We start from the raw sequence: 16624 nt of genomic DNA, 5'->3' as shown, positions 1-16624 counted from the left end.
CGAAATCACCTAGACAGCGCCGGCGAAACCGTGCTGGCGCCAGGCCTCATAGGCCGCAACAGCAGCTGCATTAGACAGATTCAGTGACCGCCGTCCGGCGAGCATCGGGATGCGCACCTGCCCGGTGACGTGCGGGTCGGCCAGGGTCTCGGCGTCTAGGCCGGTGGGTTCGGGTCCGAACATCAGAACGTCTCCGGGCTGGTAGGCGATATCGGCGAACGACGAATCGGCGTGCGCGGTGAAGGCAAAGACCCGCGCCGGCATCAGAGCCCGCCAGGCGCTGGCCAGGTCGGCGTGCACGGTCACCGAGGCCAGGTCGTGGTAGTCGAGACCGGCCCGGCGCAGCTTGGGCTCAGACAGATCGAAGCCCAGCGGCTCGACCAGATGCAGTTCCGCTCCGGTGGCCGCAACCATCCGAATGGCATTGCCGGTATTCGGTGCGATGCGCGGTGAAAAGAACAGGATCCGGAACAATGCTCACCGCCTTCCTATCTGGCTGCACCGGCATCAGCAGGCTACGGCGTCGCGCGTGAGCTGGTGAAACCGTGCGGCCGTGGCGGTGGGTCGACGCGGTGTGGAAGTACTGTGAGGAAGGACCAAATCCGACCGAAACCGTAGCGCGCGGTTATCAAACAACTCTGCAACACAACGGTCACGAACTCTGACCGTTCGATAAGAAGGATAGAAACCGCTGCATATCGCTGTCATACTGCACCAGATTGCCAGCGGATTCCGCATGCCCAGTTGGGTGAAATTCGGCAGGAAAGCAATATGAACGACGAATCTAAATCTATTTGCAGCCCCGCGGCCGGCGGGGAAGCCGGTCCGCAATGACGGTGACCGCAAAGCAGTCGTCGCCTGCTGAAAAGGTGACCCGCGCCCCAGCTAAACGGCCCCGGCGATGGTCGCTCACCAACTGGCCGGTGGCCTGGAAAGTGTTCGCCATCGCGTTCGTGCCGTTGTTGCTGGCCGGCGCACTCGGTGGACTGCGCATCTATTCCGGTTGGACCGACGCCACGAATCTGCGTCGGGCGGCCGATCGCGCCGACATGGTTCCGCTCATTGAGAATTACATGGCAGTTTTCGACGGTGCGATGCTGGCCAGTTCCACTGGCGGAGACACCCAGGCCGCGCTCAGCGCTTTCGACGCCGGCAAGCAGAAGCTGCAGCATCAACTGGCCGTGACCGACGTCGCTACCGACGTCCAGTCAGGAATCAAGACCATTCTCGGAGGCGGTCAGGCGCTGCTGGACAAGGTGGCCGGAGGCGACATCGGTCTGCGCGAGCGGGTCACCATGTATGCGCCGATCCTGCTGACCGCTGAGGACGCCATCAACGGTTCGGTAAGGGTCGACGACGAGAAGATCCGCGCCGAGACGCAGGGCCTGAGCCGGGCGGTCGGGGCCCGCGGCCAGATGTTGATGCAGCAGATGCTGGTGAACCTCGGCGGCGAACTACCCGACCTCGAACTGCGCAACTCGATGACCACCTTGGCTGGTACCGAGCCCTCGACACTGTTCGGAATGAGCCAGGTGCTCGGTGTCGGATCCCCGGAAGTACGGACGTTGCAGCAGGAAATGGTCAAGCGGATGGCCATGATGTCCGACCCGGACATACCGGTGGCCAACAGCCCGGAGTTGACCGAGTCCATCCAGGCCACCAGTGGTATCGCCGGGAAACTGATCGCGCAGACGTCCAAGTCCGTCACCACGGCGGTGGACGACCGAGCAGCAGCCAAGCGCAAAGTGGCGATCCGCGATTCGGCGATCGTCGGCGGGGTCATGCTGCTTGTCTTGCTGCTCGTCGTGCTGGTGGCCCGGACGTTGGTGCAGCCCCTGCGCCGTCTGCGTGACGGCGCGCTCAAGGTCGCCCACCAGGACCTGGTGCGTGAGTTGGATGCCGTCAGGGCCGGGGATGACGTGACCGTTCGCCCGCTGCCGGTACACACCACCGAAGAAATCGGTCAGGTCGCGCACGCCGTCGATGAGCTACACGAGCAGGCGGTACTGCTGGCCGGCGAGCAGGCCAGGCTGCAGCTGCAGGTCAGCGACATGTTCGAGACGTTGTCGCGGCGCAGTCGGTCGCTGGTCGATCAGCAGCTGTCGGTCATCGACAAACTCGAGCGCGACGAGCAGGACCCGAAACGGCTGGAAAACCTGTTCCGCTTGGACCACCTGGCCGCACGCATGCGCCGTAACGGTGCCAACCTGCTGGTGCTGGCCGGGTCGAAAGTCCCGCGCGAACAGACCGAGGCGGTGCCGGTCGCGGCCGTCATCAATGCGGCAGCCTCCGAGGTCGAGGACTACACCCGGGTGGTCACAGAGACCGCACCCGACAGCGAAATCCAGGGCTCGATGGCCGGCGACCTGGTGCACGTGCTGGCCGAACTGCTCGACAACGCGCTGAGCTACTCGCCGCCCAACTCGCAGGTGCGCGTGTCAGCGGTCCATGCGCCCGACGGGGCATTGATCATCGAGGTCAGCGACCGCGGCCTCGGGATGAGCGACGGCGATCTGCGTATGGCCAACGTCCGGCTGCAGTCCGGCGGTGAGGTTGATGCATACACCGCCCGGCACATGGGGCTTTTCGTGGTCGGTCGGCTGGCGACCCAGCACGGGCTGGTCGTGCGACTGCGTCGCACCGTCGAGAACCAACCGGATTCGGGCACCACGGCCGGTATCTACGTGCCCGCCGCGTTGCAGGCCGGTTTGCCGGCCATCCCTGATTACGGCGATTTCTGGGACGGTACGTCGAGCGCGCACACCGAGGCGACCGCGCTGCCCGGTGCCGCATTTGCGGCGTTCGGTGGTGGTTTCGACCAGCCTGCCGTGGCTGACGAAACCGAAGAGCAGCTCACAGAACCCGCAGCGCCTGAACTCGCCCAGCCGGTCGCGGAAAGTCGGGGGCTGAACGGGTATGACCAGCACGGTGACGACCTGAGTGGCGCGCTGTTACCGCGTCGCAGCCCCGGAGCCAGCGGCATCGCCGGGTCGGCCGACGACAGCGCCGAACGCCCCGAGGAGTCGGTGCGGTCCCTGACGGATACCTCGTCGTTCTTCGCTTCTCGCGCCCAAGTGGCCCAGCAGCCGGCTGAGCAGGGTGCCGATCAGCCGGCCGAGCAATCCGTAGATCAACCGGCTGAGCAACCCGCCGAGTCGGTAGAGACTTCGGGAAGTGAGGACGCCATTTATCAGAAGATGCTGTCCGAGTGGCTGATCGACGACCCGGTCGAGCTGGCCCACAGCACCGACCTGGACTGGAAGTCGGTGTGGGATCATGGTTGGTCGGCTGCTGCCGCAGCTCAGGATGCCCCGGTGGTCGAGCACACCGAGGCAGGCCTGCCGGTCCGTCAGCCGGGTGCGCGACTGATTCCAGGAGCACCCGACGAAGATGGTTCCGACGACGAATCCGCAGATGGTGAAGCGGCTTTCAGCTCTCTGCCACAACGTGACCCGGCTGCAGTGCGCGCCAGTATCGGCAGTCACTTCGGTGGCGTCCACGCCGGTCGCACGCACGCCCGGGACAATGGAGGTTCCCGATGACCAATCCGCGCTCCAGCCAACGTGATTCGCTGGACTGGCTGGTGTCGAAATTCGCCGACGAGGTGGCCGGGGTGTCCCACGCGATCCTGGTCTCAGCGGATGGGCTGCTGATGGCGGCCAGCTCCCGCATGCCTATCGAGCGGGCCGACCAGCTCGCAGCCGTGTCGTCCGGACTGGCCAGCCTGGCCACCGGTGCGGCGCAGCTGTTCGACGGCGGGCATGTGATGCAGTCGGTGGTCGAGATGCAGAACGGCTACCTGCTGCTGATGCGGGTCGGCGACGGCTCGAATCTGGCAACCCTGGCCGCCCGATCCTGTGATATCGGCCAGATTGGCTACGAAATGGCGGTTCTGGTGGAAAGAGTGGGTACCGTCATTCAATCGGCGCGTCGCGCCCCCCAACATTCCTAACGACGGAAGTCATCCATGGACCGACCGCCTGACGCTTGGGAGCCTCCGCACGCCGAACCCAGCCTGGTTCGGCCCTACACGCTGACTGCCGGGCGCACCAGCTCGCAGTTGGACCTGCCGGTGGAGGCGCAGATCCATCCGCTGGGTTTGGCTCCCGCGCTGCGTTGGCCCGGCAATGACGTCCGCGCCGAGATTTTCAAACTCGGCTGCAGCAGGCCATCGGTGGCTGAGGTCGCGGCAAAGTTAGCAATTCCACTCGGCGTTGCGCGTGTGCTGATCGGTGACTTGGTGACGCAGGGATATCTTGAAGTAAACGCCACGCTTGGCGATTCGACGAGCACTGACGACCGGCGTGAACTGATCAGGAGGACTCTGCGTGGCCTACGGGCTCTCTGACCGACCATCGGCCCCGGCCGGGCACTCCGACCGGCACAACCCCGCGTCGACAAAGATCGTCGTCTCGGGCGGTTTTGGTGCTGGCAAGACGACGTTCGTCGGGACCGTATCGGAAATCATGCCGCTGCGCACCGAGGCGATCGTCACCAAGGAGTCTGCCGGGCTGGACGCATTGGCCGCCACGCCGAGCAAGAACACCACGACTGTCGCCATGGACTTCGGCCGCATCACCCTGGCCGATGATCTGGTGCTCTACCTGTTCGGCACGCCCGGGCAGCGCCGGTTCTGGTTCATGTGGGACGACTTGGTGCGCGGTGCTATCGGCGCCATCATCCTGGTCGACGTTCGCCGCTTGCAGGACAGTTTCGCCGCAGTCGACTTCTTCGAGGCCCGTGGGTTGCCGTTCATCATTGCCGTCAATGAATTCGACGGTGCGCCAAGGCATCCCGGCCACGCCGTACGGCAGGCACTGGCATTGTCGGAGCACATCCCGGTGGTCACCGTCGATGCCCGGCGCCGGGAATCGGCGCGCGACGCGCTGATCACCGTCACCGAGTACGCGTTGATGAGCTTGGGCGCGCCTACCGGCGGGCGCTGACCCCCGCACGGTACCGCTCAGCGGCTCAAATCCCACTGGCCGTAATCGGCAGCCAGAATGTCGTCCTCATCGACATGGATGTCGCCGATCATGGTGCCGGGGTCGGACGCGGTAACAACCGTCGACTGATACAGCACTGCGATCGGCGCGCGGGCCCCACCGGACCATGCCCGGGTCTGCCACGCCCAGCGGTGGCCGGGGCTGGTGGAGTGGCCGATCACGCCGTCGTCGGCCGCCCAGGTGACCTGCCGGGCGCCGCCGTAGATACCGGTGCGCTGGACTCCCAGCACCGAGTTGATGCCCTTGAACCATTGCAGCGCAAGGCTTTTCCAGGTCGCCGCGTCGATGTCCTCGTCGACGCTGAAGAAGATCGGGGCACTGTCCGGTCCACCGGCGGCGGTGTGCAGACCTAACGCAGCGTGAGCGTCGGCGACGCCGCCGTCGAAGCCTCGGGTGAAGTCCGACGGGCTGTTCACCCAACCCGGCTTGCCGTACTGATAGACGCTGACCACGTGCAGGCCCGCGGCCCGCAGCGCGTCGGTGTAGCTGCGCGTCACCGGTTTGAAGTCGAACGTCGCGCCCGGGCGTAGCTCGGACACATAGACGATCACCCCGGCGTACCCGGCGGCGGCAACCTGATCCACCGGCACCTGACGTTCGGCGAAGTCGATCATCTTGGTGCCCTGGGCCGACGCCCGCGGTGGTGCGGCCACCGCGGCGAGGGCCGCAGCCGACATGGAGAGGAAGCCACGGCGCGATACCTGCATCGGGCTATCGTACGAAGCCGTGACGGACAACGACGAGCATTGGGCTGACCGCGAATTCGTCGGTGTGGTGTTCCGCGACGAGTACGACGGCGACTTGAGTCGTCTCCGCACCGAGCGTGTGGTCTTCACCGACTGCGACTTCAGTGGGGTCGATCTGACAGAATCCGAGCATTCCGGATCGGCGTTTCGCAACTGCATGTTCCGGCGGACCTCGTTGGCGCACAGCATGTTCCGGCACTGCACCCTGCTGGGCTCGACGTTCACCGAGTGCGGCATGCGGCCGATCACCATGGTCGAGGTCGACCTCCGGCTGGCAGTGCTGGCCGGCTGCGATCTGCGGTTGGTGGACCTGTCCGATTGCCGGATGGCCGAGGCGTCGCTGGTCGGTACCGATCTGCGCAAGGCGGTGTTGCGCGGCGCGGACCTGCGCGGTGCCCGGGTGCAGAACGCCAAGTTCGAGCAAGCCGACCTGCGCGGTGCGCGGACCGATGCGACCTTCTGGACGGCGGCCGGGGTCCGCGGCGCCCGCATCGATGTGGACCAGGCGATCGCGTACGCCGTCGCGCATGGTCTGGATCTGCATGGGGAGTAGGACGGCCTGAGTATCGACCGGCTCGCACGGCGGGCTCAGGACTTCAGCCGGATCTTCCAGCGCACGAAACTGACGTAGACCACCGACAGCAGCGTCAGCATGCCCATGTTGAACAACCACGACCGCAGGGTGTGGTCCCACAGTGCGTCGGCCGGCGTGATCGGCGGTGGCACCAGATCACGCAGCGCCACCGTCGATGCCGATGCCGCGAAGCCCCAGCGGGCCGGGGTTATCCACGACAGTTGGTCGAGCACGATCCGGCCGGTCACCGGGATCATGCCGCCGGAGAAGACCAGCTGACTCATCACCGCCACCACCAGCAGCGGCATGATCTGCTCGTTCGACTTGGCCAGCGCGGACAACGCCAGACCCACCATGGCGGCAGTCACCGTGGTCGCAGCCATGTCCACGAACAGCTCCAGCGCGCCGTTGCCCAGCAGCACCGCGCCCTTGGTCGGCGCACCCTTGCCCACGATCGTGATCGCCGTGACGATGGCCGACTGCAGCACCGCGAACACCGCGTAAATGCACACCTTGGCCAGTAGATACGCCGTGGTGGACAAGCCGACGGCTTGCTCACGCCGGAAGATCGCCCGCTCGCCGATCAGGTCGCGGATGGTCAGCGCGGTGCCCATGAAGATGGCGCCGACGTTGAGCAGTACCAGAATCTGGCCCGGCTCGTTGGGTGCGTCGCCGCGCGGGTCGGGTACTCCGAAGCCCATGCTGCCGGGCACAGACAGCGACAGCACGCCCATGATGAACGGCAGCAGCGCCAGGAAGATGAAGTAGCCGCGGTCGGAGATGATCAGCCGCATCTGCCGGCGCCCGATGGTCGAAAACTGCCGCATAAGGCTGGTTTTCGCGGGCTTGCCCAGATCGGTGGCCGCAGCGGCGGCCGGCGCTGGGGGCGGCGGCCCACTGCGTTCCAGGAACTTGCGGTTGGCTTCGTTGGGGTCGCCGGCGACGGTGCTGAAGATGTCAGCCCAGTTCGTGGTGCCCAACTCCGGGCCGATCTCGCTCGGAGGCCCGCAGAACGCGGTCTTGCCGCCGGGCGCCAGCAGCAGCACCTGGTCGCACACGTCCAGGTAGGTCAGCGAGTGCGTCACCACCAGCACCACGCGGCCGGCGTCGGCCAGTTGGCGCAGCATGGTCATCACTGCGCGGTCCAGCGCGGGGTCCAGACCCGAGGTCGGCTCGTCCAGAATCAGCAGGGACGGGCCGGTCAGCAGTTCCAGCGCCACCGATGCGCGCTTGCGCTGCCCGCCGGACAGCTTGTCCACCCGGGTTTCCAGGTGGTTGGTCATCTCGAGTTCTTCGAGCACCTGCATGACGACCTGCTCGCGGTCCTCTTTGGTGGTATCCGGCGGCAACCGCAGTTCGGCGGCGTACATCAGCGCCTGTTTGACCGTCAGCTGACCGTGCACCACATCGTCCTGGGGCACCATGCCGATCCGGGACCGCAGCGAGGCGTACTCGGCGTGGATGTCGTGGCCCTCGAAGGTGATGGTGCCGCTGGTCGGGTGCGTGTAGCCGGCGACCTGCCGGGCGAACGTCGACTTGCCGGCACCGGACGGGCCGATCACCGCAGTCAGGGTGCCGGGCCGCGCCTCCAGCGAGATGCTGCTCAGCAGGGTCTTGTTGCCCTCGATGGTCCAGGTCAGCCCATGAACTTCCAAACCGCCTGTGCGGGTATCGGTTTCGCTGACCGTGCGTCGGGTCAAAGTGCGGCCGTCGAAAACCAGGTCGACGTTACCGATGGTGACGACGTCGCCTTGGCTCAGCGGCGCGGCGTCGACCCGCTGGCCATTGACGAACGTGCCGTTGATGCTGCGGTTGTCGACGATCTCGGCGGTGCCGGTCGCCGACGGGACCAACGTGGCGTGGTGCCGTGAAGCCAGCACATCCGGGACGACGATGTCGTTGTCGGTGGCGCGACCGATCTTGATCGCGCCAGCCGGCACCTCGGTGCTGCGGCCTGGCCGCAGGATCTTGAGCATGCTGGTGGCGAGGTTGCCGTCACCTTGTCGTTGCACCGCGGTGGGCCCGAGCTGGGTGGCCGGCGCACTGGTCGTGGCGGGCGCGCTGGTGGTAGCCGGCGCGGGGGTCGGAGCCGCAGGGGGTGCGTACTGCTGTTGTGCCGGCAGAGCGGGACGCTGGTGCGTTTGGGGCGGCTGGTATGGCCCGGTCGGGTACGGCGGACTGTACGGCTGGGGCCCGCTTGGGTAGCGCTGTTGGGCGACCGAGGGAGGCGTGTAGTGCTGGTTGGCCGGCCAGGCGGGCCCGGTTCGAGGCGGGTTGGTGTGCGGTGCGTGCGTGACCGGTGCCTGCTGGACCGCCATCGAGGTGGTCGGCGGCGTCCCCACCGGTCCCTGGTGTCGGCCCACCTCGAAGGTGAGCAGCGGCCCGTCCGGATTGCCGATGTTCAGCGCGGTGCCGTCGTGCAGGTCGGCGGCCGGGATCCGCTGCCCGTTCAGGTACATCCCGTTGAGGCTGCCGTTGTCGACCGCGACCCACCGGCGCTGGTCGAAGCGCAGCAGCAGGTGCGCGCGGGAGATCAACGGGTGGGCAATGCGCACGTCGGCGCGCAGATCCCGGCCGACGACAATGTCATTTCCCGGGGCGAAGGTTCGGGTCGAACCGTCGTAACGAACAGTGAGCGCGGGCGGCGGAACTGGTCGACTCATCGCGACCAACTGTATCGGTCAGCCGGGCGAACCTGTGACTACACAGTGGGTGTGGCTGTAGATGGTCGGCATGCACAGATTGCAGTGCGTGCACTTAGATGTGACGGGGTTCTGACGGTCCTCGTCTTTGATCCGGTTGAGCAAATCAGGCTCGGCCAGCAGCGCTCGGCCCATCGCAACGAACTCGAAGCCCTCGGCCATGGCCAGATCCATGGTCTCTCGATTGGTGATACCGCCCAACAGGATCAGCGGCATCTTGAGCTCGGCGCGGAATTGCTTGGCATCGCGCAGTAGGTAGGCCTCGTGGTACGGGTACTCGCGGAAGAACTTGTGACCGCTCATCCGAACGCCCCAGCTGATCGGCGGCTTGAAGTTCGCCGCGAACTCCTTGACCGGGGCGCCACCGCGGAACAGGTACATCGGGTTCACCAGCGAGCTGCCCGCGGTGAGTTCGAGCGCGTCCGGTGCGCCGTCCTCTTCGAGCCACTTGGCGGTCTGCAGCGACTCCTCCATGGGGATGCCACCGCGGACGCCGTCGCTCATGTTGAGTTTGGCGATGACCGCGATCTGGTTGCCGACCGCCTTGCGGACCGCCTGCACCGTGCCGCGCGCGACCTTGGCCCGGTTCTCCAGCGAACCGCCGAACTCGTCGGTGCGGCGGTTGATCAGCGGGCTCAGGAACGAGCTGGCGAAGTAGTTGTGGCCCAGGTGCACCTCGACCGCGTCGAACCCGGACTCGATGGCCAGCCGGGCTGCGTTGGCGTGCGCGCTCATCACGTCATCGATGTCCTGGCGGGTTGCCTTCTTGGCGAACCGCATCGACAGCGGATTGAAGAACCGCACCGGTGCCAGGGCCGTGGCCTTGTTGGTCCGCGAGTTGGCCACCGGTCCCGCGTGGCCGATCTGGGCGCTGATCGCCGCGCCCTCGCCGTGGATGGTCTCGGTCAGCTTCTGCAGGCCGGGCACCGCCTCGGGCCGCATCCAGATCTGCCAACCATCGGTGCGGCCACCCGGCGTAACCGCGCAATACGCGACTGTCGTCATCCCGACGCCGCCGGCCGCGGGCAGTTGGTGGTAGCGGATCAGGTCGTCGGTGACCAGAGCGTTGGGGGTGGACGCTTCGAACGTGGCCGCTTTGATGATCCGATTGCGCAGCGTGATCGGACCGAGTTTGGCTTCACTGAATACGTCAGTGGACACATTGGGCTGGGTGTTCACAACGGCAGCTGACCACGCCGCGGCGGGTGGTGTCAACGTCGGTTCCCGCTCGCCTGACACAATGGTGGCCGTGGGTGCAATCACGCTGGACGGCAAGGCCACACGCGACGAAATTTTCACCGATCTGACCAAGCGGGTTGCAGCGCTGACCGCGGCGGGCCGGACTCCCGGTTTGGGCACCGTGCTGGTCGGAGATGACCCCGGCTCGCAGGCCTATGTCCGCGGCAAGCACGCGGACTGCGCCAAGGTCGGCATCAACTCGATCCGGCGGGATCTGCCCGCGGACATCACCCAGGATGATCTGAACGAGGTCATCGATGAGCTGAATGTCAACCCCGAGTGCACCGGCTACATCGTGCAGCTGCCGCTGCCCAAGCACCTTGATGAGAACGCCGCGCTGGAGCGCATCGACCCGGACAAGGACGCCGATGGGCTGCACCCGACCAACCTGGGGCGGTTGGTGCTGGGGAAGTCTGCGCCTCTGCCGTGCACTCCGCGGGGGATCGTGCACCTGCTACGCCGTTTCGAGGTGCCGATCGCAGGGGCTCACGTGGTGGTGATGGGCCGCGGCGTGACGGTGGGCCGGCCGATGGGTCTGCTGCTCACCCGTCGCAGCGAGAACGCGACGGTTACGTTGTGCCACACCGGAACTCGTGATTTGCCTGCGCTGACCCGGCAGGCTGACATCATCATCGCCGCGGTCGGGGTGCCGCATATGGTGACCGCGGACATGGTCAAGCCTGGAGCTGCGGTCGTCGATGTCGGCGTGAGCCGGGTGGACGGGAAGCTGACGGGAGATGTGCACCCCGATGTGTGGGAGGTGGCCGGTGCTGTGTCGCCTAACCCGGGCGGGGTCGGGCCGCTGACGCGCGCCTTCCTGCTGACCAACGTAGTCGAGGCCGAAGAGGCGAAACTTTCTTGACCGCAAAAGAATTCGCTCGCAAGGTGTTTGCCGGCCAGTGGCCGATCCTGTCGGTGGGCGTGTTCTTTGTGATGGCGTTCGCGCTCGTGGGTGCCGGGTACTGGCGCCGCGGCGCGTTGGTGATGGCGGTTGGTGTCGGTATGGCCGCTGCGCTACGGCTGATGCTCACCGATGATCGAGCCGGGCTGCTGGTGGTGCGCACCCGCGTGATCGACTGCGTTACGACGGCGTCGGTCAGTGCGGCGATGCTGTACGTCGCATGGACCATCAACCCGCTGGGTACTGCCTAGTCTCGTTTGGATTGGCGAAAAGTTCGGTGCCGGGAATGAAGACGGACTATGGTCCGTTTACTGCGACAGACTGTTACCGTCCAACCCAAGGAGCGCAACATGAACACGACGCTGTGTATTCATTCTTAGCGCCGTTGTGACGTGCGGTGATGCGTTTTCGCAGCGTCTAGCGTCGTCTGCGCTGCTGCTGCTGCTGCGTGAGCGTGAGCAGCGTGTGCAGCAGCAGCAGTGCGTACTGGTCGCCCCTTAGCAGGGGGGAGCGTCGTCTTGCGTCGTGGTTGTTCGCGTGGTGCTGACACGCGCTCAGCGTCGTCGCTAGACGGCTGTGCGTGCGCGCCAGCGTCGAGCGCGAGCGCGGCGGCGTCGAGATCGGCCTTGATGATCCGCTGAGCCCGGCACATCAGCGAAGCGCTGCTTCAACGGGTGCATGTCGTACGTCAGCTTGTCGAGTGCGGTGTCTCGTAGGTCGTGGCGCCCCGTTCGGCTTGGCGTGGGGATGCGTCGCGGGCCTCGGATGCGGTCACGTGCGCCTCGTTGAGTGTGATTGCGCCGCAGACGATTTCGAGGGCAAGGTCGGGCGCATAGTCGAGAACGACGCCGCACTCGTTTAGCCGGTTCTCCCAGTCCCTATTCACGGACTCGTGAATACCCAGCCGAACACTGCCCCGCTTCCACCGTCCGTTCTTTCGGCGCCCGTCAGCTTCGAGTACGAGCGCCGTCGACATCGCGCGCCGCCCTGTCGACATGTTGCGCCGGGTGATGTTGCAGTCGATCACGTACTCGGCGAGATCATCACCGTCATAGACGTCGACGGCGCATACTCGACGATTCCCGGCTGATCGGCAGAACGCGCTGCCCGCAGTTCGTGCCGTTAGCGCGAATACGCGCGTAGTCGTATAACTGTGAGCGAACACATCACACATCAATTTGTGTCCTGACAATCACGGAATACAGGTGTGACCATGTCCGAATCGGCGACGGAGCCGCGCTTGCTCGGCCTCGACGAGGCGTTTGAGCGGCTCGGCATCGGCAGGAGCAAGGGCTACCAACTAGTCAGCAGCGGCGAGCTGCGCACAGTGACAATCGGGCGGCGGCGACTCGTATCCGAGTCCGCAATCCGCGAGTTCATCACCAAGCTTGCCCGTGACTAAACGCTCGGGCAACGCACCAGAACGACCCGCCAAACAGCACGCCGCGATGGGTCGCGATCGCGAAATCGCAAGGCAGCTAAGCAAAATGGCTGAGAACGAAGCGATGTCGCGCTGCATCATCCTGTGCGATTGCGGTATGCCACCACAACAACAGTTTCGCGTGTCGCATGAACAGCAGCACGACGAGCGCCACGTCGTTGCACTGATTGACGACTACCGGCCACATCGTCCGTTGAAGGTTGAGCAGAACGTGCTGGAGAGCTTTGCCTCTCGGGCGGTCAAACCTAACCGAAGGGGCGACACCCGAAGCCCGTTCAGTCTGCGATGCGCAGGCTGTGGCAAGCCGCAGCTTCTGCGGCTCGCGACCATTGCCGCAGTTGTCGACACGATCGCGCCCGCGGCGAAATCCCTTGAGTGCGTTGAGTTCTACGACCGTAACGCACCCGCCACGGACGAGGATGAGGAACTGGCGCTAGAGCAGTTCGTCGTCGATGACCTCGGCGGCGGCACCTACACCGGCCCAAAACCGGTGTGGGTACCCGTTACGGTGCGCCGCCACGTGATTCCGTGGTGGCTGTTCAAAGACGTTGTCGCGTCACTCAAGCCGGGCAAGCGCTGACTTCCGACACGGCACCACCTACTTCTCGTGCATGCAGCATTGCGCTGTATGGCGTAACGTTCACGTCTAGAGCACCACCCAGGACTAGCCCGGGGCATGGAGGCATCAAGTTTGTGATGCCCGAAAGGCCCCACGATGGCGACCAAATTCCGCGACATGATCGGCGCTGAACTTCCGCGCCGCCGATACGTCACTCAACAGCAGGCTGCCGAATACCTCGGCGTCACGGTCCGCACCATCCGTCAGAAGATCACAGACGGCGAGCTGACTGCCTACCGCAGCGGTACACGTCTTGTGCGCGTTGATCTCAACGATGTCGACGCCATGATGGTCCCGTTTGGCGGTGCAGCCCGATGATGAGAAGCAGAAGGCCCGTCAGCTCTTTTTGCGATGCTCGCCATGTGGTTCAGGCGTGGCTGGATGAGCAGTACAACGCCAGTCAAGCGACGGCGTGATGCGCAATGACTATCGAGAACAACCCCAGTGGGGGCGGCGACCCCACCGCTGAAGCCGCCAACCGCACCGACACCACCGGCAGCCATCTAAACACCGGCAACTACAAGTCTAGAACCGGCGGCGACGTCATCGCCGATCTGAACCGCCGCCGCTCCGCAAGCTGCCGGCTAGCGCCGCTCGACTGTGGCTGCCGCGACCCCTGGCCGTGCAGATGCGCCGAGCCGCAGCTCACCGATCGCGAGGTTGACGCTTACCGCGACGCCGCGCTTCATCTGCGGCACTGCGGCTTGCTTCCGGCACCGAACATCGCAGCGATGCAAGCACTGTGGCGGCGCGGCGACGCTGACCGGCGTCTCGTCGCTGAACTCGCCGAACGATGGTGGGTGGCGGCATGAGCGACGACGACATCGATCGCACAGACGAACTACTCGAGCTGATCGCAGAAGACCAGCGCCGCGAAAAGGCCAGCAGCAACGGTCAACACCCCAACGACTCCGGACCACCAGAACCGAAAGAGCCGCCGCTGTACGCAAGCCGCATCTACACCCGCTCCAAGCTGCGTAAGCTTCCCGACCCGGCACCGCTGATCGGCAACGTGCTCGACCAGGGCACCTGCACCCTGCTGTACGGGCATCGCGGCACCCTGAAAACGTTCATCGCTATCGACTGGGCAGCCTCGGTGGCCACCGGACGCCGCTGGCAGGGACGAGACACCACCCAGTGTCGTGCCCTGTACGTCGCCGGTGAAGGGGCGTTCGGCTTCAAAAACCGTATCGACGCCTGGGAAAGCGGCTGGAAGACCAGCATCATCGACGGCCAACTCGACTTCCTGCCGTTCCCCGTGAACCTGGGGAACAGCGTGCAGGTCAACAACTTGCGATCCCTCATCGACTGGCGCGGCTACGGCTTCGTCATCCTCGACACCCTGGCGCGCTGCATGGTCGGCCTCGATGAGAACTCAGCGAAAGACAGCGGCATTGTCATCGACAACCTGTACAAGCTGCTCGACTCGACACCTGACCGCCGAGGCGTCATCACCGGCGTTCACCACACCGGCAAGGACGGGCACACCCTGCGCGGGTCATCCGCATTCGAGGGCGGCGTCGACACCGTGTACTCGGTAACCCGTGACGGAAAGTCTCCGACGGTGATCCTGAACCGGGAGAAACGAAAAGACGGCCCTGAGCTCGACGAACACGAGCTGAAGTTCAGCCCTGTCGAGGGCAGCCACAGCGGCGTTATTGCAGTCTCAACCGGTGAGACTGACTCGGGCCGTTCAGACCGCCTGTTGTCTCAGTTTCGTCTCACCTTCAAGGGTATTGGGGCATACACGACGCAACTGCTTGAGGTGTCTGGAATGCCGAAGTCGACGTTCTACCGTGCCCTGTCTGACCTGCAAAAACAAGGTCGGTTGGTCAATAACGGCACCGCTAAGAGACCGTTCTGGGAAGAGCCGGGGGACTGATGTTGGTCTCACACAGTCTCACTGGTCTCACTCACGGTGGATCAGTCTCATCTCACCCCCCTCCTTTAGGGGGTGAGACATGAAACCACGAGACGAGTCCGAGAGACAGATAAGCCCGCTCCCAAAACTGCAAGCCCTTTCTTGTCCAGGCATCTGTAAAACAGGGCAGCCTACGTTCCGCCGCTGGCGTCATTGCTTGGCCGGGTACGTCACTACCCGCCAGCTCGCCGATGGCCGACGCCTCGTGCAGGTCGTGCGCCCTGTCTGCGACCGCCGGCACTGGACTACCGCGAGCAACGCAGTGCATGAATGCCCGCGCAAGCCGGGCGGACCCTACGGCCTCGAGGAGACACAAACATGAAGCAGCACCCCGTGCATTGGCCCACGCATCGCCGCAAGGCCCGACAGAAGGCGCAGCGGCACCGCGCCGCTGTCTGGCTGGAGAACCGCGCACGCACGGCCCGGACGCCCGCAGCGCTACGGAACTGGAGCCGCCCATGAGGCTCAACGCATCGAACGTCGGCGACACCGATCAGCTCGAGCCACACCAGAAGTAAGAAAGGAACCCCAACGTGAAACGGATTTTCGTGCTCGCCAATCGCGCGAACGGAACCCCCGCCCGCGCGCACTCACCGATCCCTCAAATCCCTACTCCCCGCGAGAAATTCGCGGCACTCACCAACAAAATGTCGAACAATAAAAACAATCAAAGGAGCCGAATCATGGAGCCACAAGAACACCCAATTCCGCTGCTACTACTCGCCTTCGAGCACGGCACCAACGCCGATCAGTTAGCGGCACAGCTCAGCACCGACGTCGAGGTCGACGACTGCGGCATACGCTGCGTTACCCGAGCAGTGGCGCGCCGATGGCACACCGAACGGCTCGCCGACGACGCTGCACAACGCGAACGCCAACAGCGGTCACACGCCGAAATGTCGCAGCAGACGAACGCACTGCGTCGCCGCATCACCGCGATCGACGCACGCGACCGTCGACTGCGCGAATCCGGCGAGATCGCCGACGGCGTCTCAGCTTTCGCGATGATGGCGACCGCTGACCATCAGAACAAAATGGAATCGACAGGACGCACGTTCGACGAACTCAAAGACGCCACCAACCGCGGCGACTACGGCGTCTACCACCCGATCCGACAAGGAGAACAGTCATGAACAGTCTCATGGTCTTAAGCCCCGGCCAGTGCGCACGCAACATTCAGCACGCCGCCGCGCAGCGTCAAGAAACCGAACGGCTGCAACTCCGCGCCACAGCGGCGGCATACGTCGCACAGCTCGACAAAGCGCTCAACGTTTCATGCTGTCGCTTCTGCGGCGAACGCATCACTGCCGACACAACTCGCTGCCCAGCATGTGACTCGTACCTGCCGGTGAACACGGCGTTGCACGAGCGCCACGCTGGGCCAATTCGCTACAGCGGGCATGTCGGCACGATTCTGCGTGTCCGATAACGATGACCGTCGGTGCACCGTGACACCAGCACGCAACGGCTCCACC

Annotated in this window: 19 protein-coding genes; 14 read left to right on the top strand and 5 right to left on the bottom strand. The window is 64.9% G+C overall.

What is annotated here, in order from left to right; translation table 11 throughout:
- Positions 1-9 precede the first annotated feature (9 nt).
- Positions 10-474: a tRNA (cytidine(34)-2'-O)-methyltransferase gene (locus M2432_RS25655; protein ID WP_280829664.1), complete on the bottom strand. Its 465-nt coding sequence runs from the start codon at positions 472-474 to the stop codon at positions 10-12.
- Between the two features lie 356 nt (positions 475-830).
- Here M2432_RS25655 and M2432_RS25650 point away from each other — a divergent pair, with 356 nt between their 5' ends.
- Genes M2432_RS25650 through M2432_RS25635 form a run of 4 tightly spaced genes read left to right on the top strand, consistent with a single transcriptional unit; the run spans position 831 to position 4946 of the window.
- The gene (locus M2432_RS25650) at positions 831-3542 is read left to right on the top strand and encodes a sensor histidine kinase (protein WP_280829663.1); all 2712 of its coding nucleotides are present in this window, start codon (positions 831-833) and stop codon (positions 3540-3542) included.
- Positions 3539-3952: a roadblock/LC7 domain-containing protein gene (locus M2432_RS25645; RefSeq protein WP_280829662.1), complete on the top strand. Its 414-nt coding sequence runs from the start codon at positions 3539-3541 to the stop codon at positions 3950-3952. The genes M2432_RS25650 and M2432_RS25645 overlap by 4 nt, the downstream gene beginning before the upstream one ends.
- Before the next feature lie 15 nt (positions 3953-3967).
- Positions 3968-4348 (top strand): DUF742 domain-containing protein, encoded by a 381-nt coding sequence (locus M2432_RS25640; protein WP_280829661.1) that lies wholly within the window; start codon positions 3968-3970, stop codon positions 4346-4348.
- A 55-nt stretch (positions 4349-4403) separates the two neighbouring features.
- On the top strand, positions 4404-4946 hold the full coding sequence (locus tag M2432_RS25635; protein ID WP_280829700.1) for an ATP/GTP-binding protein: 543 nt from the start codon (positions 4404-4406) through the stop codon (positions 4944-4946).
- A gap of 17 nt (positions 4947-4963) precedes the next feature.
- Here the strand turns inward: M2432_RS25635 and M2432_RS25630 are convergent, their stop codons facing one another.
- A complete protein-coding gene (locus tag M2432_RS25630) occupies positions 4964-5683 on the bottom strand; it encodes a DUF1906 domain-containing protein (RefSeq protein WP_280829699.1) in 720 nt (239 codons plus the stop codon).
- Between the two features lie 49 nt (positions 5684-5732).
- Between M2432_RS25630 and M2432_RS25625 the strand changes: the two genes are divergently transcribed.
- Positions 5733-6305, top strand: a complete 573-nt coding sequence (locus tag M2432_RS25625) for a pentapeptide repeat-containing protein (protein WP_280829660.1) — start codon at positions 5733-5735, stop codon at positions 6303-6305.
- Between the two features lie 35 nt (positions 6306-6340).
- Here M2432_RS25625 and M2432_RS25620 read toward each other — a convergent pair whose 3' ends face one another.
- Complete coding sequence (locus M2432_RS25620; protein ID WP_280829659.1) at positions 6341-8989, bottom strand: FHA domain-containing protein; 2649 nt, start codon at positions 8987-8989, stop codon at positions 6341-6343.
- A gap of 18 nt (positions 8990-9007) precedes the next feature.
- Positions 9008-10207 (bottom strand): NADH:flavin oxidoreductase, encoded by a 1200-nt coding sequence (locus M2432_RS25615; RefSeq protein WP_280829658.1) that lies wholly within the window; start codon positions 10205-10207, stop codon positions 9008-9010.
- Positions 10208-10277: 70 nt separating this feature from the next.
- On the opposite strand from M2432_RS25615, the gene M2432_RS25610 reads away from it, so the two are divergent.
- Both M2432_RS25610 and M2432_RS25605 read left to right on the top strand, forming a co-directional pair.
- A complete protein-coding gene (locus M2432_RS25610; protein WP_280829657.1) occupies positions 10278-11129 on the top strand; it encodes a bifunctional methylenetetrahydrofolate dehydrogenase/methenyltetrahydrofolate cyclohydrolase in 852 nt (283 codons plus the stop codon).
- Positions 11126-11419, top strand: coding sequence for a DUF3017 domain-containing protein (locus M2432_RS25605; RefSeq protein WP_280829656.1), 294 nt, complete (start codon positions 11126-11128; stop codon positions 11417-11419). The genes M2432_RS25610 and M2432_RS25605 overlap by 4 nt, the downstream gene beginning before the upstream one ends.
- A 437-nt stretch (positions 11420-11856) precedes the next feature.
- Here the strand turns inward: M2432_RS25605 and M2432_RS25600 are convergent, their stop codons facing one another.
- Positions 11857-12342, bottom strand: coding sequence for a hypothetical protein (locus M2432_RS25600; RefSeq protein ID WP_280829655.1), 486 nt, complete (start codon positions 12340-12342; stop codon positions 11857-11859).
- Positions 12343-12381: 39 nt separating this feature from the next.
- On the opposite strand from M2432_RS25600, the gene M2432_RS25595 reads away from it, so the two are divergent.
- The 7 genes from M2432_RS25595 (at position 12382) to M2432_RS25565 (ending at position 16282) form a co-directional block, all read left to right on the top strand.
- Positions 12382-12570 carry a helix-turn-helix domain-containing protein gene (locus tag M2432_RS25595; protein WP_280829654.1) on the top strand — a complete coding sequence of 63 codons (189 nt, stop codon included), beginning with the start codon at positions 12382-12384 and terminating at the stop codon, positions 12568-12570.
- Positions 12563-13189: a hypothetical protein gene (locus M2432_RS25590; protein WP_280829653.1), complete on the top strand. Its 627-nt coding sequence runs from the start codon at positions 12563-12565 to the stop codon at positions 13187-13189. Before M2432_RS25595 ends, M2432_RS25590 begins: the two co-directional genes overlap by 8 nt.
- A gap of 135 nt (positions 13190-13324) precedes the next feature.
- Positions 13325-13546 carry an excisionase family DNA-binding protein gene (locus M2432_RS25585; RefSeq protein WP_280829652.1) on the top strand — a complete coding sequence of 74 codons (222 nt, stop codon included), beginning with the start codon at positions 13325-13327 and terminating at the stop codon, positions 13544-13546.
- A 104-nt stretch (positions 13547-13650) separates the two neighbouring features.
- Entirely contained in the window at positions 13651-14040 is a 390-nt protein-coding gene (locus M2432_RS25580) for a hypothetical protein (RefSeq protein WP_280829651.1), read from the top strand.
- Positions 14037-15110, top strand: a complete 1074-nt coding sequence (locus tag M2432_RS25575) for an AAA family ATPase (protein WP_280829650.1) — start codon at positions 14037-14039, stop codon at positions 15108-15110. The genes M2432_RS25580 and M2432_RS25575 overlap by 4 nt, the downstream gene beginning before the upstream one ends.
- A 357-nt stretch (positions 15111-15467) precedes the next feature.
- A complete protein-coding gene (locus tag M2432_RS25570) occupies positions 15468-15611 on the top strand; it encodes a hypothetical protein (RefSeq protein WP_280829649.1) in 144 nt (47 codons plus the stop codon).
- Positions 15612-15832: 221 nt separating this feature from the next.
- Positions 15833-16282 (top strand): hypothetical protein, encoded by a 450-nt coding sequence (locus tag M2432_RS25565; RefSeq protein ID WP_280829648.1) that lies wholly within the window; start codon positions 15833-15835, stop codon positions 16280-16282.
- Positions 16283-16624: the final 342 nt, after the last annotated feature.

The organism is Mycobacterium sp. OTB74 (genome assembly GCF_029892685.1).
In the GTDB taxonomy this organism is placed as follows: domain Bacteria; phylum Actinomycetota; class Actinomycetes; order Mycobacteriales; family Mycobacteriaceae; genus Mycobacterium.
Note: the sequence above shows the minus strand (reverse complement) of the source record. Positions and strands in the feature narration are given on the sequence as shown.